Below are 20,599 nucleotides of genomic sequence, written 5' to 3'. Positions count from 1 at the left end.
GCCGGGAGGAGTAGAGAGAAGTAAGAACTAGGAAAATACACTCACTACGAACAACAGATACTCAGTACTTGAACGTCACGTCGAAGGAGTAGCGCTGGCCATACTTCTCATAGCGGGCCAGACGGTCCGGCATGTTGTCGAAGTAGAGGCGCAGCGGCTCGTTCGTCAGGTTATTGACCTGGAAGCGGAAGCCGATGTTGTCGTTCAGCTGGTAGGCGGCGCTGAAGTCCAGCGTGCTTTCCGCCTCCAGCGTCGTCAGCTGCGTCGCGTCCCAGCCGTAAATGGTGGTGAAGCGGCTGTGGTACTTGTAGCCCAGGCGGGCTTCGACGCCAGCGTGGTTGTACCACAGGTCCACCGTCGCCGTGTGCCGGGCCAGGCCGTTGGCCGCCAGCGGATTGTTCACCGGCGCGTATTCGTGAACGTTGCTGTTCACATAGGCGTAGTTGGAATAGATGCCGAAGTTCTGCAACGGTTCCGGCAGGAAGAAGAACGGCGTCTGGAAGGTGAACTCGGCACCCCGGATGAAGCCGCCGCTGCCGTTGAACGGGCTGATCATCTGATAGGGAACGCCGTTGATGTCCTGGACGGCGGTCTTGTAGCCGACGTTGCTGTCCAGGTACTTGTAGTAGCCGGCGACGGCGACCAGCGCCTCCGGCCGGAAATACCACTCATAGGACAGGTCGATCTGCTTGGCCTTGTAGGGCTGCAGCTTGGGATTGCCGCCGCTGCCCGTGGGGGTGTTGCCGGTGGTATCCAGGCTGCGGCTGGCGCGCAGCTCATCCAGCGGCGGGCGGCTGATGGCCTGCGACAAGCCCAGGCGCAGGGTCTGGTCCGGCGCCACCTGGAAGTTCATGTTCAGGCTGGGCAGCGGCTCGGTATAGCTGTTGCCGACGCTGACCGGGGTATAGGGGCCGCCGTTGACGGACTGGAAGGCGCTGCTGTCGGTGTCCACGTGGATGACGCGCACGCCGACGTTGCCGCTGACCGGCACGCCGAACAGGTCGGTGTCATAGCGCAGCTTGGCGTAGCCCTCCTGCGTCTTCTCGTTCACATGCCACTTCTGCGACAGGTCTTCCGTCGCCAGGCTGGGGTTCAGCCCGCCCAGGGTCTTGTTGACCAGGCTGTCGAAATCGCCGTCCAGCAGGGCCGGCATGGTATAGCCCGGCACGGTGAAGGTGCTAAGCATGCTGGACGGGATGGTGGTGCTGGTCGGGGTCTGCGTCCAGTTGTAGGCACTGTACCACTTGGTGCGGTCGGCGATGCGCAGGCCGAAGTCGAAGGCCTTCAGCACGCTGCTGTCCAGGTCCCGCGTCACGTCCAGGCGGCCGGCGCCCAGGCTGTCACGCAGGTGGTCGGGGCCGGTATTGTTGCCCTGGGCCACGGACAGGTTGCTGTTGGCCAGCGGGTTGCCGACGACGGACAGGGTGGGCGTCACGCCGTCGCGAAAGTCGAAGGTGCTGTCCACCGGATTGGTGCTGTCGATGTACAGCGCGTTCCAGACGTTGTCGCGGTTGGCGTAGCTGTAGGAGACGTCACCCGTGACGGTCCACTTGTCGGCCGTCCACTTGACGTTGGTGCCGGTGTTGAAGACCGAGTTCTTCTGGTCGTAGCGGGCGATGACGTTGCGCAGGTAGTTGTAGCCGACGGTGCCGGCGGCCACGTCGCCGTTCTGCAGCGTGTAACTCTTGTACCAGGTGCCGGTGCCGTCCCAATTGCCCCAGTTCTGGAACCATTGCTGGTTCTGGTTCTCCACGATGTGGAACTGGGAGTAGAAGGCGTCGACCTTGATTTCCAGGTTGTCGGTGGGCCGCATCTGGATGACGCCCAGCGCGCCCTTGCGCAGTTCGTCGATGCGCGTCACCTCGGTCTGGGCGCCCCAGGGGGTGGGATCCTTGACGCCGTCGCCGTTCAGGTCGCCCGCGTCGGCGCCGGCGTTGTAGCCCCAGCCCTGGATGGAGGCGTAGCCGTTCTTCTGCTGCTGCACCGTGCCGCCCAGCGCGAAGGCGACCTTGTCGTTGATCTTGCCGACATAGGTGGCGCTGCCGCGATAGCCCACGGGGCTGTAGCTGGGCAGGTCGGCGGCGGCACCGTAGTAGACGGCGCCGAAGCGGCCGACGAATTGCGGCCCGGTATAGTCCAGCGGCTGGATGGTCTGCAGATTGACGGTGCCGGCGATGCCGCCGGCGATCAGGTCGGCCGACTGCGCCTTGTAGACCTGCACACCGGTCAGCAGTTCGGATGGGTACTGCTCGTACCGGATGTTGCGGTCGGGCTCGCTGGAGGCCACCTCGCGGCCGTCCACGGTGCCGAAGGCCAGGCGCGGCCCCAGGCCGCGGATGACCGCCTGGCTTTCATTGCCGCGGTCGCGGGTGCCGTTCAGGCCGGGCAGGCGCACCAGCGCCTCGGCGATGGTCACGTCGGGCAGCTGGCCGATGTCCTTGGCGGAGATGGCTTCCGAGACCACGTCGGTGTTGCGCTTCTGGTCCAGGGCGTCGCGCAAGCTGGCGCGCAGGCCGGTGACGACGATCTCCTGCAGATCGTCGTTGGCCCCACTGGGGGACGAGGCGGCGCTTTGCGCGTGGGCGGAGCCGGCGAAGGCGGCGGCCACGGCGCATAAGGCGAGCGCGCTGACGCCCCCCCGGATGCGGGCGGTGGCCAAGCGGGCGGTAATCGGACGGAAATAGACTTTCTGGGCGTGCTTACGCATGTCCCTCCCCTTCGTGTTTCTTGTGGCGGGACCGCTTGGGCGGCCCGCCTTTTATGGACGGTGATTTTCCACCGTCCGTCAGCCACGGCATCGTTCCCAGGGCCGCCGCGTCCGCCGTGCGGGATGCGGATGTGGCCGGAGGGACGATCCCGTCACTTGATATTTTTATCATATTAATCGTCTTATTCGCCGTCAAGCGCTCCGTTACAGAAAAAGCACTCTACGGCGCTGTACGCTTGTACGGCCCGCGCCGAGGCAAGGAGACGCCCGCGCAAGCCCCTTCCGGGCGGCGGGTCAATCCTGCCGGCGAAACGGATGATTTCGGGCAAAGGGCGTCGGCGCCCGCAGCCCCTGCGCGGCGGGGCCAGGGGGAGCCGGAGCGTACGATCAATGCGACGACGGCCGGCTGGCCGGGACCTGGCTCTGTGGCTTCACAGGGTCGCCAGCGCGGACTCCACCAGGGCGTCCAGGGTACCGTCATGGCGGAAGCCCGCAGCCTCGGCGGCCGGCGTCAGCAATGGCGGGTGGGCGCCGAACGCCGCCTCCAGCGTCCCGTCGGGAACGTGGGTGACCAGGCTGGCGTCAGCCCCCAAACGGCAGGCGATCGCCGCGATGAGTTCCCCCATGGAGACGCACAGGGCCGGCAGGGTGACGGCGCCACCGGCGGGCATGAGCGCGCTGTCGACGCTGGCGGCGTGCAGCAGGTTGTCAACGCAGCGGTCCAGCGACATGGCCCAGAGGGTGGCGGCCGGCGACACCGGGCAGATGTAGGGCCGCCCGGCCGCCAGGGCATGGAACACGTCGCTCATGAAGGCGGACTTCAGGCCGGTGGCGCCGCCCGGGCGGGCCAAGATGCCGGACAGGCGGATGGCCACGGGATCGACCAGGCCCTGGCGGCGATAGTCGGCCAGCGCCACCTCCACCATCAGCTTGTGCGCGCCATAGGTCATGGCCGGCCGCAAGGGGGTGGCGTCATCCACAAGCGCGGGCATGGGGTGGCCCAGCACGGCGATGGTGCTGGTGTAGATCACGCGCGGCGGGGACGTCCGGCCCCCGTGCGCGGCGGCCATCGCCTCGATCAGGTCCAGCGTGCCGTCCAGGTTCACCTTGCGCGACAGGGCGGGATCGCGGGCCGCCGCCCCGCCGGGCAGGGCGGCCAGGTGGAACAGCATATCGGCGCCGTCCGCCACCAGCCGGGCGCGCACCGCCGCGTCCGACAGGTCGCCCGTCACCCGCCTGACACGGATGTCGTCAAACGCCGGCGGTTCCAGGTCGGCCAGCACCAGCTGTTCCACCCTCCCCCCATCCATCCACCCCCCATTCGGGCCCCGCGCCAGCAGGCGCCGGGCCAGATGCCGGCCGACGAAGCCGCCGGCGCCGGTCAGAATGATCTTCATGACGTTCCCGCTGTTGTCTGGCTCTCTCGCCGGCCACGATAGCTGCGCAGCACCCCATCCCATAAACGATAGGGTGGAGGCGTGGTATCGACGGCACCGAAGGGTCGCCCGAACACCCCCTCGCCACCCGCCGGCCAATGCGACCGGAGATAACGGGATGCCGCGCCGGAGGAGGCGCCTTTAACGGCGGCCGGCATGGTGTCGCGGCCGAACTAAGCGGCACACGAAAGTGCCGCGCGACAAAATATAAAGGTGAGCCCCTGACACTACAAAAAGTGTTAATGCCTCTGCCCGGGTGCGTTACGCTGCGCGCACCTCTAGTAATGGGCCCCCTTCCGGGATGAGACGCGGACTTAGCTGACCAGATGGCCGAAAAAACACTGAAACCCGGCAACGACCTGATGAAACGGGTGCAACAGGCCTTCCTCACCTATGGTTACAGCGACCTCACCATGGTGGACCTGGCGGAGGCCTGCGGCTTCACCCGCCGGGCCCTGTACCACTATTTCAGCAACAAGGAGGACGCGTTCAAAGCCACCATGCGGCATGAGAACGCAGCCCTGATCCAGGCGGGGATGGAGGCCGGCGCCCGCGTGCGCCAGGCCGGCGGCAGCGCGCTGGATATCATCACCGAGATCATGGACGTGCGGTACGGCTATACCCGCCGCGTCCTGTCCAAGTCCCCCCACATCATCGACCTGAACGCGGAGGCGTTCAAACGCGGCCGCGAGCAGATGATCGAGGCCGCGATCAATTTCCAGGCGCAGCTGGAAAAGCTGCTGCGGGAATTGGAGCAGGACGGACTGCTGCGCCTGTCGCCGGAATTCACCCATGCCATGGCGGCGCAGGCGCTCGCCGACGGCGGCCGCGCCGTGAACCAGAGCCTGCCGCCCTTCCCCGCCGAGCACCTGACGGCCCGCTACCGCGCCATGTGCCGCGCCGTGCTGTTCGGCTGCGCGACATTGCCCGAGCCCCAGGCCGAGTAGGCCGCACGCCTCAGAACGCGCGGCGCAGCGTCAGGTTGATGCGCCGCGCGCCCAGCAGCGGGTGCACGCCATCCTTCAGCGGCAGGACGCCGTGATGGAACAGGCGCGATGGCCCGCCCCACACCACGACATCGCCATGGGCCAGGGCCACGCGGCGCACCGGGTCGGTGCGCTTCAGCCCGCCGAACTGGAAGGTCGCCGGTAGGCCCAGGGACAGCGACACGATGGGGTGGCCCTTGTCCCGCTCATCCCGGTCCTGGTGCAGGGTCAGGCGCGCGCCGGGTTCGTACTGGTTGATCAGGCAAGCGTCGGGATCGAACCCGGCGTAGCCGGCCTCCGCCGCGGCCGCGCGCGCCAAGTCGCGCACGGTCCCCGGCAGGGGCGGCCACGGCAGGCCGGTCAGCGGGTCTTGGGACGCGTAGCGATAGCCGGACCGGTCGGTGACCCAACCGGCGGGCCCGCAGTTGGTCATGGCCACCGACATCTCGAACCCGCCGGGCGTCACCATGCGACGGAAGGGGGCGGCGGCCGTGACCTGCGCCAGGGCCACCAGCAGATCCTCGACACGGGGCAGCGCCCAGCCGCGCAGCAGCACGGCCCCCGGGCCGATCTCCTCCCGGGCCGGCGGGGGTGGCTCCAGCCCGGCCAGCAAATCCATCACTACTTATCCCAAGCGCTCGATGAGGGCCATGGCGGCGACGGGGTTGCGCACCTTGTGGCCGCTGATGACGTAGAGATAGACATCCTTGCCGCCCGATGCCCAGTCCTTGGCCTTCTTGGCCCAGGCGTCCAGGGCAGCCTCGCTGTAGCCTTTCTCCTCCCCCTCCGTCGTGCCCATGATGCGGGCGTAGGTGAAGGGGGCGGTGTCGACCTCGATCTCCGGATACTCGCTGTCGGCCGCGTGGATCACGGCGACGCCGTGCTTGCGGGCCAGCTCCGCGAACTCCGGATCGCGGAAGCTGTCATGCCGCACCTCCACCGCGTGACGCAGGGACCGCCCGCCCGCCTCGGCCGGCAGGGCCGCCAGGAAGGCGCCGAAATCGTCGGGATCGAACTTCTTGGTGGGCATGAACTGCCAGTTGATGGGCCCCAGCTTGTCCTTCAGTTCCAGCACGCCGCTGTCGATGAAGCGCTGCACCGACTCCGCCGCCTCCGCCAGCACGCGGCGGTTGGTGGTGAAGCGCGGGCCCTTGAGGGAGAAGACGAAATCGTCAGGCGTCTCGTCATGCCACTTGGCGAAGCTCTCGGGCTTCTGCGAGCCGTAGTAGGTGCCGTTGATCTCGATGGAGCTGAGCTTGCGGCTGGCGTATTCCAGCTCCCGCTTCTGGGTCAGGCCATCGGGGTAGAAGGTGCCCCGCCAGGGCTCGTACGTCCAGCCGCCGATGCCCACCCGGATACGGCCCTGCTTCGCCATCGCTTCCTCCCCTCGCCAATCGCCCAGGTCGCAAGCGCGTCGCATAGCGCGCCGCGCATCGTCCGTCCCCCCGTTTCCCAACACGGAAACGGGCGGCCCCGCCATAGGTGGGGCACGCCCGGGAAACGTCAACGGTGACGGAAGGAAGAACGCCTTCAGGCCTTCAGCCGTTCCGCGTGCCATTCCAGATGGTCGCGCATGAAGGTGGAGATGAAGAAGTAGGAATGGTCGTAGCCGTCCTGCAGCCGCAGGGTCAGGGGGATGCCGGCATCGGCGCAGGCCTGGCGCAGCAGCTCTGGCCGCAGCTGGTTTTCCAGGAAGCTGTCGGCCGTGCCCTGGTCCACCAGCAGGTCGGGCAGCCGCGCCCCATCCTGGATCAACGCCACGGTGTCGTGGTGGCGCCAGGCGGCCGGGTCGTCACCCAGGTAGCCGGGCAGCGCCTTCTGCCCCCAGGGTACCTGGGTGGGCGCCACGATGGGCGCGAAGGCGGAGACGGACTTGAAACGGCCCGGATGGCGCAAGGCCACGGTCAGGGCACCGTGCCCGCCCATGGAATGGCCGGTGATCCCCTGGCGGTCCATATCCACGGGGAAGTTGGCGGCCACCACCTCCGGCAATTCCTTGGTGACGTAGGACCACATGCGGAAATGCGGCGTCCACGGCGCCTGGGTGGCGTCGACGTAGAAACCCGCGCCCTGGCCCATGTCCCAGGCGGCATCGTCGGCCACCCCCTCGCCCCGCGGGCTGGTGTCGGGGCAGACGACGATCAGGCCCAGCTCGGCCGCCGCCTGGCGGAACTCGCCCTTGTCGGTCACGTTGGCGTGGGTGCAGGTCAGGCCCGACAGGTACCAGACCACGGGCAGCTTGGCACCCTTCTCCGCCTGCGGCGGCAGGAAGACGCTGAACACCATGGGCGTGCCGGTCTCGGCCGAGGCATGGCGGTAGACGCCCTGGGTCCCGCCATGGCTGCGGCTGGTGGATACGGTCTCAAGGGTCATGAGGGGGCCTCCAGACATAGGAAGACCGGGCGCGGCGGCCGCGCCCGGTCCTGACGGCGGATCAAATCAATACACCACCACCGAGCGGATGCTTTCGCCAGCGTGCATGAGATCAAAACCCTTGTTGATCTCGTCCAGGCTCAGGGTATGGGTGATCATGGGGTCGATCTGGATCTTGCCGTTCATGTACCAGTCGACGATCTTGGGCACGTCGGTGCGGCCCTTGGCGCCGCCGAAGGCGGAGCCCTTCCACACGCGGCCCGTCACCAGCTGGAAGGGACGGGTGGAGATTTCCTTGCCGGCCTCGGCCACGCCGATGACCACGGACACGCCCCAGCCGCGGTGGCAGGCTTCCAGCGCCTGGCGCATCACCAGGGTGTTGCCCGTGCAGTCGAAGGTATAGTCGGCGCCGCCGTCGGTCAGGGCCACCAGGTGCTGGACGATGTCGCCCTCAACCTTCTTCGGGTTCACGAAATGGGTCATGCCGAAGCGGCGGCCCCATTCCTCCTTGCTGTCATTGATGTCGACGCCGACGATCTTGTCGGCGCCCACCATCCTGGCGCCCTGGATGACGTTCAGGCCGATGCCGCCCAGGCCGAAGACGACAACGTTGGCGCCCGGTTCCACCTTCGCCGTCTTCACCACGGCGCCCACGCCGGTGGTGACACCGCAGCCGATGTAGCAGGAGGTGTTGAAGGGCGCATCGTCCCGGATCTTGGCCAGGGCGATTTCCGGCAGCACCGTGAAGTTGGAGAAGGTGGAACAGCCCATGTAGTGGAAAATGGGCTGGCCCTTGTAGCTGAAGCGGCTGGTGCCGTCGGGCATCAGGCCCTTGCCCTGGGTCGCGCGGATGGCGGTGCACAGGTTGGTCTTGCCGGAAAGGCAGGATTTGCACTGGCGGCATTCCGGCGTGTACAGCGGGATGACGTGGTCGCCCGGCTTCACGCTGGTGACGCCCGGCCCCACCTCGCGCACGATGCCGGCGCCCTCATGGCCCAGGATGGACGGGAACAGGCCTTCGCTGTCCAGGCCGTCCAGCGTGTAGGCGTCGGTGTGGCAGATGCCTGTGGCCATGATCTCGACCAGGACCTCACCCGTCTTCGGGCCCTCCAGGTCCACTTCCACGATCTCCAGGGGCTTCTTCGCCTCGAACGCGACGGCGGCACGGGTCTTCATGGGTGCGTTTCCTATCTGGTGCAGGATTGATGCCGGCGCCTTCCCCTCCAGAGTAAGGGAAACCGGCCCGTGAGCCGCCACCTTACGCCAAGGTGGGCGCCCCCGTCCGCGCGACTATAGTATCGATTTTCCTGGCAATGCCCGCCGCCACTCGGCAAATCATTGTTGCTGACAGGCAATAATCCGAGGGCGCCTTTGCGATGGCACGCTGGGACGGCATCGACGAGTTCATCGCCGTGGGCGAAACGGAAAGTTTCTCACGCGCGGCCCAGCGGCTGGGCATCTCCACCTCCCACGTCAGCCGGGCGGTGGCACGGCTGGAGGATCGCTTGCAGGTGCGCCTGCTGTACCGCACCACCCGGCACGTCAGCCTGACCGACGCTGGCAGCACCTTCCTGGAGCGCTGCCGCCGCCTGGTGGATGAGCGCGAGGACATGTACGCCGCCGTCAGCGAACAGGATGGCGCGCCCAAGGGCCATCTGCGGCTCACCTGCTCCATCGCTTATGGGGAGCGCTACATCGTCCCCCTGGTCAACCGCTTCGCCGCCAGCCATCCACAGCTGGCGGTGACCATAGACCTCAGCAACCGCGTGGTAGATTTGGTGGGTGAAGGCTTCGACCTGGCGGTGCGCACCGGCAGCCTGCACGACAGCCGCCTGATCGCGACACGCCTCGCCTCGCGCACCCGCCACCTGTGCGCGGCCCCCGGTTACATCGACCGCCACGGCACGCCGCACAGCCTGGAGGATCTGGCCCGCCACCATTGCCTGGTGGGCACGACGGAGGTCTGGCAGTTCAGCGTCGACGGCAGGGACGTGGATATCCGTCCCCAGGGCAACTGGCGCTGCAACAGCGGCTTCGCCGTGGTCGACGCCGCCCTGCAGGGACTGGGCATCTGCCAGTTGCCGGACTTCTATGTCGCAGCCCACCTGGCGGAGGGGCGGCTGGTGCCCCTGCTGGACCATCTGCGTCCGCCGGACGAGGGGGTGTGGGCGGTCTATCCGCACCGCCGCCACCTGTCGCCCAAAGTCAGCCTGCTGATCGAGTATCTGCGCACGCGGCTGGAGGATGCGCCGGCCGCGACATCGCCCAATGCCGGCCGCGATGGCAGCACCTCGCATCGCTATGGAAATGCCTGAATGCAGCCCGGCCATACGGGTCCATGCCGGGGTGCGCAGGCCACCTGGCCGTTCTAAGTCGGGCGGTCTCGCGCTATGAAAGGGGGCCCGGGCGACCGGGGTTCCCCTTCCGGTCCCGGACGCCCCATGCTGATCGAGAACCTGACCGACATCACCATCTTCATCCGCGTGGTCGCCACCGGCAGCCTGTCGGCGGCGGCGCGGGAGCTGGACCTGTCGCTGGCGGTGGTGTCCAAGCGCCTGGCCCGGCTGGAGGAGCGGCTGGGCGTGCGCCTGGCCAACCGCACCACCCGGCGCTTCAGCCTGACGGATGAAGGGTTGGAATTCCATGAGCGCTGCGTGCGCATCGTCGCCGACCTGGAAGAGGCGCAGGATCTGGTGGCCAGCCGCCGCCGCGCTGCCACCGGCCTGCTGCGGGTGACGGCCACGGCCGCCTTCGCCCGCCGCCACATCGCCCCCCGCCTGCCCCGCTTCCATGCCCAGTATCCCGACGTGCGGGTGCAGGTGCTGGTGACCGACACGGTGGTGGATCTGGTGGAGGCCGGCATCGACGTCGCCATCCGCCAGGCGGCCCTGCCCGACAGCACCCTGATGGTGCGCTGGCTAGCGCCCAACTACCGCATCCCCTGCGCCGCCCCCGGCTACATCGCCCAACATGGTGAGCCGGCGACGCCGCAGGACCTGCTGCACCACCATTGCATCGTCATGGGCGACCCGCCCATGTCCACCTGGCGCTTCGACTGCCGCGAGGCGCTGGGCGAACCGGTCGCGGTGGAAATCCGCCCCCTGATCCAGACAAATGATGGCGAGGTCGGCCACGCCGCGGCCTTGGCCGGGTCCGGCATCGTGCTGAAATCCATCTGGGACATCTGCGATGACCTGGCGACCGGCCGCCTCAAGGGCCTGCTGCCGCAATACCACTCCCCCGCCCCGGCCATCCAGGCCGTCTACCCCGCCGGCCGCCACGCCGCCGCCAAGCTGCGCGCCTTCCTTGATTTCCTGTCGGCGGAACTGAAGGCCGATCCGTGCTGGGGGGTGGCCAACCGGCCGGCGCGCGACACCGTCACGGCTTGAGCGGCAGCCTGATCTCGAACGCCACGCCCTGGGGCGTGACCGGTTCGGCGCGCACGTCGCCGCCATGGGCACGGGCGATGGCCTGGACGACGGCCAGGCCCAGGCCGGTGCCGCCGCTGATGCGGGCGCGGGAATCGTCGGCGCGCCAGAAGGGGTCGAAGGCGTGGGCCTCCATGCCCGGCGGCAGGCCCGGCCCCTCGTCGGCCACGCGCAACACGACGCTGCCCGCCTCGGCTTTCGTCTCCACCCGCACCCGGCCAGGGGCGGCGTAGCGGCGGGCGTTCTCCAGCAAGGCCAGCAGGGCCTGGCGGACGCGGGCACCATCGGCCGACACCTCCAGCGGCGCCAGGTTGGTTTCGATCACCAGGCCAGCAGCGGCACAGGTGGGGCCCACCAGGGCCACCACGGCCGCCGCCTCCGCCGCCACGTCCACCTGATCGCGCCGCAGCTCCAGCCGGCCGCTCTGCGCCAGGGTCAGCAGCTTGAGGTCATCGACAATGCGGGTCAGCAGGTCCACCTGCCCCACCAGGCCGCGGAAGGCTTCCATGTCCGGGGTGAACACGCCGTCGGCGTAGCCCTGCAGGCGGCCGCGCAGGATGGTCAGGGGCGTGCGCAGCTCATGCGCGATGGCCACGTTCCAGGTGCGCATCTCGATGGCGGCGCGCTCCAGCTGCGCCGCCATGGCGTTGAAGTCCTGCACCAGCTGCTTGGTCTCACGGAATCCGCTCTCGTCCACCTGGGCGCGGGCCGTCAGGTCGCCGCCGGCGATGCGCTTGGCGGCCCCGGCCACCGCGTCCAGCGGGGCGATCAGCCGGCGGGCGAAGCGCACCGCGGCCCGCGCCGCCATGGCGACGCCCACCATGCCCAGCAGCGCCGTGACCGACCAGTCCATGACATGCTGCCAGATCCCGGGCGGGTGGTGGAACAGGTCCGGCCACAGGCGGAACATGACGGTGAAGAAGATGGTGAGGCCCACGGTCATGATGACCAGGGCCAGGCCGGTGACCGCGGCCATGGACAGGACCAGTTGCCGGTTCAGGCCGGTGATGCGCCGGAAGCGCCACATCTTAGACGGCCGGTCCCAGGCGATAGCCCACGCCGCGCACCCCTTCCATGAAGCCGCCGGCGCCGGCGGCCTGCAGCTTGCGCCGGATGTTGCTGGCGTGGCTGTCGATGGTGCGTTCCAGCGTGTCGCCCTCGGGCAGGCAGGCGTCGATCAGTTCCCCCCGGGTGAAGGCGCGGGTGGGTGCCCGCATCATGTGGGCCAGGATGCGGAATTCCGTCAGCGTCAGGTCCAGCCGGTTGCGCTTCCCCGCCGTGGTCACGACCGCCATGTGGGCGGTCAGGTCCAGTTCCAGCCCGCCCAGGCGCAGCAGGGTCTGCCCTTCAGTGGAACGGGTGCGGCGCAGGACGGCTTTGACCCGCGCCACCACCTCCAGCGGGTTGAAGGGCTTCACGATGTAGTCGTCGGCGCCGATGCGCAGGGCCTGCAGCTTGTCCAGATCCTCGCTCAGCGCCGTCACCATGATGACCGGGGTGTCGCCGCGCCGGCGCAGCTCGGCCAGCACCTCGTACCCATCCACCCTGGGCATCTTCACATCCAGGATGACCAGGTCGGGCGGAAGGGCGCGGTGCAGGTCCAGCGCCACCTGGCCGTTGATGGCGGTGACGGTGCGCAGGCCTTCCCGCTCCAGATAGCCCTGGAGGATGCTGGCGATCTCCGGCTCGTCCTCGGCAATCAGCACCAGGGAGCTCATGATCCCCGTCCCTTCCTATTTCACCCCGCCGCCCAGCACCTGGTACAGCGTGACCAGGTTGCCGGCGTCGGTCAGTTGCACTGACACCAGGGTCTGCTGCGCGGAATAGAGCGTGCGCTGGGCATCCAGGGCGTTCAGATAGCTGTCCGCCCCCTGCTTGTAACGGGCCTGCGACAAGTCGTAGCTGGTCTGGGCGCTACGCACCTTGGCCTGCTGGGCGTCCAGCTGCTCGGCGATGGTGCCGCGGCGGGCCAGGGCGTTCGCCACCTCCTTGAACGCGGTCTGGATGGTCTTCTCATATGTCGCCACCGCCGCCTGCTGCGTGGCCTTGGCATAGTCCAGGTTGGCCTGGTTGGCGCCATTGTCGAAGATGGGCACCGAGACCGAGGGCGTGAAGCTCAGCGACTGCGACTGGGCCTGGAACAGGTTGCCGAAGGCCTTGCTGGCGAAGCCGGCCGCCGTCGTCAGGCTGACGGTGGGGAAGAAGGCCGCGCGCGCGGCCCCGATGTTGGCGTTGGCCGACTTCAGGCTGTGTTCCGCCGACAGCACGTCCGGCCGGTTCAGCAGCACGTCGGTGCTCATCCCCGCCGGCAGCGCCGCCAGGGTGAAGGTGCGGCCCTCGATGCCATCCGGCAGATGGGCGGGGTCCACCGGCCCGCCGGTCAGCGTCTCCAGCGCGTTCAGGTCCTGCGCCACCAGGGTGGTGTAATTGGCGACGTCGGCCCGCGCCGTCTGATAGATGGTGTCGGCCTCCGCCGCGTCCAGCCGGGTGGCGACGCCGTTGCTGAGGCGCTTGCGCGTCACGTCGGCGGAATGCTGGGCGCTTTCCATCGTCTCCTGCGCAATGCGCAGCAGGCTCTTGTCGGCGGCGTAGGTGATATAGGCGGTGGCGACCTCGGAAATCAGACTGATGCGGGTGGCCCGCGCCGTCTCCTCCTGCGCCAGGTAGGTTTCAAGGTCCGCCCGCGTCAGGCTGGCGACGCGGCCGAACAGGTCGGCCTCGAAGGCGCTGACACCGACGGCGGCGGACAGGGACTTGGTCTCCTGCCGGTTGGACCCGGCGCCGGTGCGGCTGTAGCCGCCGCTGGCCGAGGCGTTCACCGTCGGCAGCTGCGCCGCTTCCTGCACCTGATACTTGGCCCGGGCGGCCAGCACGTTCTGCACCGCCACCCGCAGGTCGCGGTTGTTGTCCAGCGCCTGGCCGACGACGGCGCGCAGGTCGGCGTCGACGAAGAAGTCCTGCCAGCCCGTCTCCGCCGCCGGCGTGGCGGCAGAGGCCGGTGGGGCAGAGGCCGGCTGGGCATAGGCGGCCCCCTGCGGCCAGGCGGCCGGCACCGGGGCCGCGGGACGCTGGTAGTCCGGATCCAGCGAGATGCAGCCGGCCAGCAGGCCGAGCGCCAGAAGGGAAGTGGTGGTGCGCAAGAACGGCTGCGTCATCACACGCCCTCCGAATGCAGGTCGTCGGTCTGGTCTTTCCTGGGAGCGGCGCCGTGCTTGCCGGCCAGGTCGCCGCCGAACAGCTTGCGCACCAGGACGTAGAACAGGGGCACGAAGAAGATGGCCAGGACGGTCGCGGAAATGACGCCACCGACCACGCCGGTGCCGATGTCGTTCTGGCTGCCCGCCCCCGCCCCCGTGGCCAGGGCCAGCGGCAGCACACCGGCCACGAAGGCCAGGGAGGTCATCAGGATGGGCCGCAGGCGCAGGCGCGCGCCCTCGATGGCGGCTTGCACCGTGGGCACGCCGCGCTTCTCCGCCGCCTCCGCGAACTCCACGATCAGGATGGCGTTCTTGGCGGACAGGCCGATGGTGGTCAGCAGGCCCACCTGGAAATAGATGTCGTTGCTGAGGCCGCGCAGGGTGGCCGCCGTGACGGCGCCCAGGACGCCCAGCGGGATGACCAGCAGCACCGACACCGGGATGGACCAGCTTTCATACAGGGCGGCCAGGCAGAGGAAGACCACCAGGATGGACAGGGCGTACAGCATGGGCGCCTGGCCGCTGGACAGCCGTTCCTGGTAGGACAGGCCGGTCCACGACAGGCTGGTGCCCGGCGGCAGCTGGGCCGCCAGCTTTTCCATGGTGTTCATGGCATCGCCGGAGCTGGTCTCACCGGCGGCGGCCCCCTGGATTTCCAGGGCGGCCAGGCCGTTGAAGCGCTGCAGCTGCGGCGGGCCCATTTCCCAGCGCGCCTGGGCGAAGGCGGTGAAGGGCGCCATGGTGCCGCCGGACCCCATGACGTACCAGGCCCCCAGATCCTCGGGCGCCGAGCGGTAGGGCGCGTCGCCCTGGACATAGACGCGCTTCACGCGGCCGCGGTCGATGAAGTCGTTGACGTAGTTGGCACCCCAGGCACCGCTGAGGGTGCTGGTGATATCGCCGATGGACAGGCCCAGCGCGGTCGCCTTGGCATGGTCGATGTCGATCTTCAGCTGTGGCGTGTCATCCAGGCCGTTGGGGCGGACGGCCTGCAGGGTCCTTTCCTGCGCCGCCAGGCCCAGCAGCTGGTTGCGGGCGCCCATCAGGCCGGCATGGCCCAGGGTGCCATTGTCCTGCAGCCACATGTCGAAGCCGTTGGACTGGCCCAGGCCCTGGATGGACGGCGGGATCAGGGAGAAGATCTGGGCGTCGCGGATGCTCGACAGGCTTTTCGTCGCCCGGGCGGCGATGGCCTGGGCCCGGTTTTCCGGCCCCGGCCGTAGGCTCCAGTCCTTCAGCGCCAGGAAGGCCATGCCGGCGTTCTGGCCCGAGCCCGCGAAGCTGAAGCCCGCCACGGTGAACAGGGCGCGGACCGTGCCGCTCTCATTCTCCAGGAAGTACTTCTCGATGGCGCGGGACACCTGGTCGGTGCGGGCGTATGTCGCCCCCACCGGCAGGGTGTACTGCACCATGACGCTGCCCTGATCCTCATCGGGCAGGAAACTGGTGGGCAGGCGCACGAACAGCAGGGCCATGGCGCCGACGATGACACCATAGGTCAGCATGAACAGCACGGGCCGGCCGACGATGCCGCCCAGGCGGCGGGCGTAGCCCTCCTGCCCCCGGTCGAAATTGCGGTTGAACCAGCCGGCCAGCCCCTTGGTATGGGCATGGCCGTTGGCCTTCAGCAGCGTGGCGCAGAGGGCGGGCGACAGCACCAGGGCCACCACCACCGACAGCGCCATGGCCGACACGATGGTGATGGAGAACTGGCGGTAGATCACGCCGACGGACCCGCCGAAGAAGGCCATGGGCAGGAACACGGCCGACAGCACCATGGCGATGCCCACCAGGGCGCCGGTGATCTCGGTCATGGATTTCGCCGTGGCCTCATAGGCCGACAGCTTGTCTTCGCGCATGATGCGCTCGACGTTTTCCACCACGACGATGGCGTCGTCCACCAGCAGGCCGATGGCCAGCACCATGGCGAACAGGGTCAGGGTATTGATGGAATAGCCCGCCGCCGACAGCACGCCGAAGGTGCCCAGCAGCACCACGGGCACGGCAATGGCCGGGACCAGCACGGCGCGCCAGCTCTGCAGGAAGACGAACATCACGATGACCACCAGGATGATGGCCTCGATCAGGGTCTTGATCACCTCGTGGATGGACAGCTTCACGAAGGCGGTGCTGTCGCGGGGATAGGCGATCTTGTAGCCGGCGGGGAAGTTGTGGGCCATGGCCTCCACCTTGGCCTTCACGGCGGCGGCGGTCTTCATGGCGTTGGCGCCGGAGGCCAGCTGCAGGGCCATGCCCGAAGCCGGGTGGCCGTTCAGTCGGGTGCTGACGCTGTAATCCTCGTTGCCCAGTTCCACCCGCGCCACGTCGCTGAGGTGCACGGTGGCGCCGTTGGTCAGCGTCTTGACGATGATCTTGCGGAACTGGTCCGGCGTCTGCAGCCGCGACATGGCGGTGACGGTGGCGTTCAGCTGCTGGGTATCGGCGGAAGGGCGGGCACCGATCTCGCCCGCCGTCACCTGGGTGTTCTGCGCCTGGATGGCGCTTTCGATGTCCGACGGCATCAGGCCGTAGCTGTGCAGCTTGTGCGGGTCCAGCCAGATGCGCATGGCGTACTGCGAGCCGAAGACGCGGGTGGTGCCCACGCCGTTCACGCGGCTCAGCGGGTCCTGCAGGTTGCTGACCAGGAAGTCGGCCACGTCGGCGCTGCTGGCCTTGTCCGTCTCGTCATAGACGGCGACCACCATCAGGAAGTCGGTCTGCGCCTTGGCGACGGTGATGCCCTGCTGCTGCACCTGGGTGGGCAGGCGGCTGGTGGCCTGGGACACCTTGTTCTGCACCTGCACCTGGGCCACGTCGGGGTTGGTGCCCTGCTCGAACGTGACGCTGATGCTGGCGCTGCCGTTGGAGCTGCTGCTGGAACTGAAGTACAGCAGGTGATCGATGCCGGTCAGCTGCTGTTCCAGCACCTGCACCACGCTGCTTTCCACCGCCTCGGCCGACGCGCCGGGGTAGGAGGCGCTGATGGAGACCGACGGCGGCGCGATGTCGGGATATTGCGAGATCGGCAGGGTGAAGATGGCCAGCACGCCGAACAGCATGATGACGATGGCGATGACCCAGGCGAAGATGGGCCGGTCGATGAAGTAGCGTGCGAACATGGCGGCTTATTTCCCGCCGGCAGGAGTGGCCGCGGGCTTGGCCGACAGGTCGACCTCCACCGGCGTCACCGTCTGGCCGGCCTTGACCTTCAGCGAGCCCTCGACGATCAGGCGGTCGCCGTCCTTCAGGCCGCTGGTCACCAGCCACTTGTCACCCACCGTGCGGTCCACGGTCAGCGGCCGCTGCTCCACCTTGTTGTCGGCCGTCACCACCAGGGCGATGGGCTCGCTCTTGGGATTGCGCGACACGCCCTGCTGCGGCGCCAGGATGGCGTCGGACATCACGCCCTGCTCCACCATCGTGCGGACGTACATGCCGGGCAGCAGCATCTCCTGCGGGTTGGGGAACATGGCGCGCAGGGTTACGGCACCGGATTCCTGGTCCACCGACACCTCGGCGAACTTCAGCGTGCCGGGCGTGGCGTAGGCGGTGCCGTCCTCCAGCTTCAGGGTCACCTGCGCGTCGGCCTTGCCCAGCCCACCGGACACCAGGCGCCGCTTCAGCGACGTCATCTCCATGCTGGACTGGGTGATATCAACGTAGATGGGGTCCAGCTGGGTGATGGTGGCCAGCGCCGTCGTCTGGTCGGCTGTCACCAGGGCACCCTCGGTGATGCTGGACCGGCCGATGCGGCCGCTGATGGGGGCGGTGATGCGGGTGTAGTCCAGGTTGACCTTGGCGGCCCTCACCGCCGCCTTGTCGGCGATGATGGTGGCCTGGCCCTGCTGGTAGGCGGCACGGGCATCGTCGTAATCCTGCTTGCTGACACCCTCGACCTTCACCAGCTCGCCATAGCGCTCGGCCTTGGATTTCAGGCTGATTAGGTTGGCCTCGGCATTGGCCAGGGTGCCCTGGGCCTGCTCGTAGGCGGCCTCATAGGGCGCCGGGTCGATCTGGTACAGCAGCTGGCCCGCCTGGACCATGGCGCCTTCCTCGAACAGGCGCTTCTGGATGATGCCGGCCACCTGCGGCCTCACGTCGGAGACGCGATAGGCACTGGTGCGGCCGGCCAGCTCCGCGCGCAGCGGCACCGTCTGGGTGTGCAGGACGACGTAGCCCACCTGTTGGGGCGGCGGGGCCGCCTGCTCCTGCTTCTTCTCGCACGCCGTCAGGGCCAGCAGGGCAGCGCCCGCGAGGGCCGGAAAACTCAATCGCTTCAACATCTCGGGCGTCATCCTGACGGTTACGGCGGCCTTGGGCGCTCACTACCCGCGGTTGCTACACGCTCCCCGGGAACCGAAGCAAGATAGCAAAGTGGCCGATAATTCCGGGATGGGTTATCCGAGTTTTGTGGAGAATGCGTGGACGGTCGATCCAGGCCTTATGGTTGAGGTCCCCTGCCAGGGCATTAGATGCCCCGGCGGCCGCAGAGCGTCAGCGCGGCGGCAATCTTATCGCTGCGCGGCACGCCTTGGCCTTGCGCGTACAGCACCCCCAACTCGATCAAGGCCAAGGGGTCACCAGCCGACAGCGAAGTTTGGTTGACGGGCACGGTGTAGCCGGGTTGCTTGCCCACGGCGGGCGCCATGATGAACTGGGTCGTGGTGTGCTCCACCACCGCCGCCTTGCGGGTCCAGGCCAGGGCCTTCACCGGGTCTACGGCCACATCGATGCCGGCACGGTAGCGTTCCCCCAGGACCCGGGCGGCCGCCAGGTCGCCATGGTCGGCCTTGGCCTCCAGCGCGCGGGCGTCCAGGCCGTCGTAGGCTTTGGAGGGGGTCACCGTCCCGCCCGCCGCCGGGCAGGCCATCGTCAGCAAGGGATCCCCCTGCGGCGCCCCGCCACACGCCGCCAGCCCCATCGCCAGCACCACAGCCGGCGCCATCCGCACCCAATGCCGCACCTTGCTTCTCATGCCCCCGGTCCCACGCCGTCCCCTACGAAGGCATTCTAGCATCCATGGCCGCCAAACACGAACGCCGGCCCTGGGTGGGGCCGGCGTCGAGCGGGGCGGCGCAGGGGGTGGCTCAGCAAGATACCTCTGCCACCTTCAGGCTGGTCGCCGCCCGCCGGTCCTGGACCCACCCCAGCAGGGCCAGCAGCAGGCCGCCGGCCGCCACGGCAGCCCCGGCATAGGCCACCGCCTCATAGCCCAGGCCGCCGTCGATCACCAGGCCACCCAGGAAGGCGCCGCCGGCGTTGCCCAGGTTGAAGGCGCCGATGTTGAGGGAGGCCGCCAGGTTGGGGGCGTCGCTGGCCTTTTCCAGCACCCGCATCTGCAGGGGCGGCACCGTGGCGAAGGCGGCCATGCCCCAGACGAACAGGGTGGCGATGGATGCTGCGGGGTTGTGCATGGTGAGGGAGAAGCCGGCGAGAATCAGGCCCAGCAGCGCCAGCACGCCCACCAGGGCGGGCATCAGCGCCCGGTCCGCCAACTTGCCACCTAGGACGTTGCCCAGGGTCAGGCCCAGGCCGAAGACCAGCAGGGCGCTGGTGACGCCGGTGGGGGATAATCCCGCCGCGTGTTCCAGGATGGGGGTGATGTAGGTGAAGACGACGAACACGCCGCCGAAACCCAGCACCGTGGTGGCCAGGGCCACCAGCACGGCCGGCCGCTTCAGCACCGCGACCTCCCGCCCCAGGCTGCCCTGTTCCGAGGCGGCAACCGGCGGCACCAGCGCCGCCACCGCCAGCGCCGCCACCAGGCCCAACCCGGCCACGGCCCAGAAGGTGGCGCGCCAGCCGAAATGCTGGCCAACCAGGGTGCCCAGGGGCACGCCCAGGATGTTGGCCAGCGTCAGGCCGGTGAACATCAGGGCGATGGCGCTGGCCCGCCGGTCCGCCGGCACCAGGCTGGCCGCGACGACGGAGCCGATGCCGAAGAAGGACCCGTGGGTGAAGCTGGCGACGATGCGCGCCACCATCAGCATGGTGTAGCCGGTGGAAACGGCCGCCAGGGCGTTGCCCACGATGAACAGGGCCATGAGGCCGACCAGCAGCGTCTTTCGCGGCAGCCGGCCCGTGGTCAGGGTCAGGATGGGGGCGCCCACCACCACGCCCAGGGCGTAGCCGGAGATGAGCAGGCCCGCCATGGGGATGGAGACGCCCAGGTCCACCGCCACGTCGGGCAGCAGACCCATGATGACGAATTCCGTGGTGCCGATGGCGAAGGCTGCGGCGGCCAGGGCGAAGAGGGGAAGCGGCATGGAAAAGCACTCCGGCCTTATGAAAGGCCGCAGGGGAAAAATCCCGTCGGCGGCCTATCTGTTTCGTGTCGTACCCACCCTCGCCTTTCTCGCGCCCGCGAAAAACGGGACAGTCGCGGAAGCACTCTTCACGTTTCGGAAAGAGTGATTTGGCAACGGCGCCCATTCTTGCCACCCCGGGCCGGTGCTACATCAAAGGTCATGCA

The 20,599-nt window shown here is 68.4% G+C and carries 17 protein-coding genes; 4 read left to right on the top strand and 13 right to left on the bottom strand.

Annotated features, from left to right (window positions below; translation table 11 throughout):
- Positions 1-61: 61 nt before the first annotated feature.
- Both FBZ88_RS20815 and FBZ88_RS20810 read right to left on the bottom strand, forming a co-directional pair.
- A complete protein-coding gene (locus FBZ88_RS20815) occupies positions 62-2,707 on the bottom strand; it encodes a TonB-dependent receptor (RefSeq protein ID WP_145619059.1) in 2,646 nt (881 codons plus the stop codon).
- Positions 2,708-3,138: 431 nt separating this feature from the next.
- Positions 3,139-4,104: an NAD-dependent epimerase/dehydratase family protein gene (locus tag FBZ88_RS20810; RefSeq protein ID WP_145619058.1), complete on the bottom strand. Its 966-nt coding sequence runs from the start codon at positions 4,102-4,104 to the stop codon at positions 3,139-3,141.
- A 365-nt stretch (positions 4,105-4,469) separates the two neighbouring features.
- On the opposite strand from FBZ88_RS20810, the gene FBZ88_RS20805 reads away from it, so the two are divergent.
- Positions 4,470-5,090, top strand: coding sequence for a TetR/AcrR family transcriptional regulator (locus FBZ88_RS20805; protein ID WP_088873533.1), 621 nt, complete (start codon positions 4,470-4,472; stop codon positions 5,088-5,090).
- A 10-nt stretch (positions 5,091-5,100) separates the two neighbouring features.
- Here the strand turns inward: FBZ88_RS20805 and alkB are convergent, their stop codons facing one another.
- From alkB to FBZ88_RS20785, 4 genes are all read right to left on the bottom strand, one after another.
- Complete coding sequence (alkB, locus tag FBZ88_RS20800) at positions 5,101-5,748, bottom strand: DNA oxidative demethylase AlkB (protein ID WP_145619057.1); 648 nt, start codon at positions 5,746-5,748, stop codon at positions 5,101-5,103.
- Between the two features lie 6 nt (positions 5,749-5,754).
- Entirely contained in the window at positions 5,755-6,504 is a 750-nt protein-coding gene (locus tag FBZ88_RS20795; protein ID WP_186464524.1) for a DUF72 domain-containing protein, read from the bottom strand.
- A gap of 155 nt (positions 6,505-6,659) precedes the next feature.
- Positions 6,660-7,502 carry an S-formylglutathione hydrolase gene (fghA, locus tag FBZ88_RS20790; RefSeq protein ID WP_145619055.1) on the bottom strand — a complete coding sequence of 281 codons (843 nt, stop codon included), beginning with the start codon at positions 7,500-7,502 and terminating at the stop codon, positions 6,660-6,662.
- Positions 7,503-7,568: 66 nt separating this feature from the next.
- A complete protein-coding gene (locus tag FBZ88_RS20785; protein ID WP_145619054.1) occupies positions 7,569-8,678 on the bottom strand; it encodes an S-(hydroxymethyl)glutathione dehydrogenase/class III alcohol dehydrogenase in 1,110 nt (369 codons plus the stop codon).
- Between the two features lie 200 nt (positions 8,679-8,878).
- Between FBZ88_RS20785 and FBZ88_RS20780 the strand changes: the two genes are divergently transcribed.
- Together FBZ88_RS20780 and FBZ88_RS20775 are read left to right on the top strand one after the other, a co-directional pair.
- Positions 8,879-9,817 carry a LysR family transcriptional regulator gene (locus FBZ88_RS20780; RefSeq protein WP_145619053.1) on the top strand — a complete coding sequence of 313 codons (939 nt, stop codon included), beginning with the start codon at positions 8,879-8,881 and terminating at the stop codon, positions 9,815-9,817.
- A 126-nt stretch (positions 9,818-9,943) separates the two neighbouring features.
- A complete protein-coding gene (locus tag FBZ88_RS20775; protein ID WP_088873539.1) occupies positions 9,944-10,891 on the top strand; it encodes a LysR family transcriptional regulator in 948 nt (315 codons plus the stop codon).
- Here FBZ88_RS20775 and FBZ88_RS20770 read toward each other — a convergent pair.
- The 7 genes from FBZ88_RS20770 to FBZ88_RS20740 all read right to left on the bottom strand — a co-directional run bounded on the left by FBZ88_RS20770 (position 10,881) and on the right by FBZ88_RS20740 (position 20,393).
- Entirely contained in the window at positions 10,881-11,957 is a 1,077-nt protein-coding gene (locus tag FBZ88_RS20770; protein WP_145619052.1) for an ATP-binding protein, read from the bottom strand. The genes FBZ88_RS20775 and FBZ88_RS20770 overlap by 11 nt on opposite strands.
- A 1-nt stretch (position 11,958) precedes the next feature.
- The gene (locus FBZ88_RS20765; RefSeq protein WP_088873541.1) at positions 11,959-12,648 is read right to left on the bottom strand and encodes a response regulator; all 690 of its coding nucleotides are present in this window, start codon (positions 12,646-12,648) and stop codon (positions 11,959-11,961) included.
- Positions 12,649-12,663: 15 nt separating this feature from the next.
- Entirely contained in the window at positions 12,664-14,085 is a 1,422-nt protein-coding gene (locus FBZ88_RS20760; RefSeq protein ID WP_145619051.1) for an efflux transporter outer membrane subunit, read from the bottom strand.
- Positions 14,085-17,246, bottom strand: a complete 3,162-nt coding sequence (locus FBZ88_RS20755; protein ID WP_145619050.1) for an efflux RND transporter permease subunit — start codon at positions 17,244-17,246, stop codon at positions 14,085-14,087. The genes FBZ88_RS20760 and FBZ88_RS20755 overlap by 1 nt, the downstream gene beginning before the upstream one ends.
- Before the next feature lie 6 nt (positions 17,247-17,252).
- Entirely contained in the window at positions 17,253-18,410 is a 1,158-nt protein-coding gene (locus FBZ88_RS20750) for an efflux RND transporter periplasmic adaptor subunit (RefSeq protein WP_246138779.1), read from the bottom strand.
- A 185-nt stretch (positions 18,411-18,595) separates the two neighbouring features.
- A complete protein-coding gene (locus FBZ88_RS30360; protein ID WP_186464523.1) occupies positions 18,596-19,102 on the bottom strand; it encodes an SEL1-like repeat protein in 507 nt (168 codons plus the stop codon).
- A 112-nt stretch (positions 19,103-19,214) separates the two neighbouring features.
- On the bottom strand, positions 19,215-20,393 hold the full coding sequence (locus FBZ88_RS20740; RefSeq protein ID WP_145619048.1) for an MFS transporter: 1,179 nt from the start codon (positions 20,391-20,393) through the stop codon (positions 19,215-19,217).
- Between FBZ88_RS20740 and FBZ88_RS30355 the strand changes: the two genes are divergently transcribed.
- Complete coding sequence (locus FBZ88_RS30355) at positions 20,392-20,541, top strand: hypothetical protein (RefSeq protein ID WP_186464522.1); 150 nt, start codon at positions 20,392-20,394, stop codon at positions 20,539-20,541. The genes FBZ88_RS20740 and FBZ88_RS30355 overlap by 2 nt on opposite strands.
- Positions 20,542-20,599 lie beyond the last annotated feature (58 nt).

It is taken from the genome of Nitrospirillum bahiense, from assembly GCF_007828025.1.
GTDB lineage: Bacteria > Pseudomonadota > Alphaproteobacteria > Azospirillales > Azospirillaceae > Nitrospirillum > Nitrospirillum amazonense.
The sequence above is the reverse complement of the archived record's forward strand: the minus strand, read 5'-3'. Positions and strand labels throughout refer to the sequence as shown.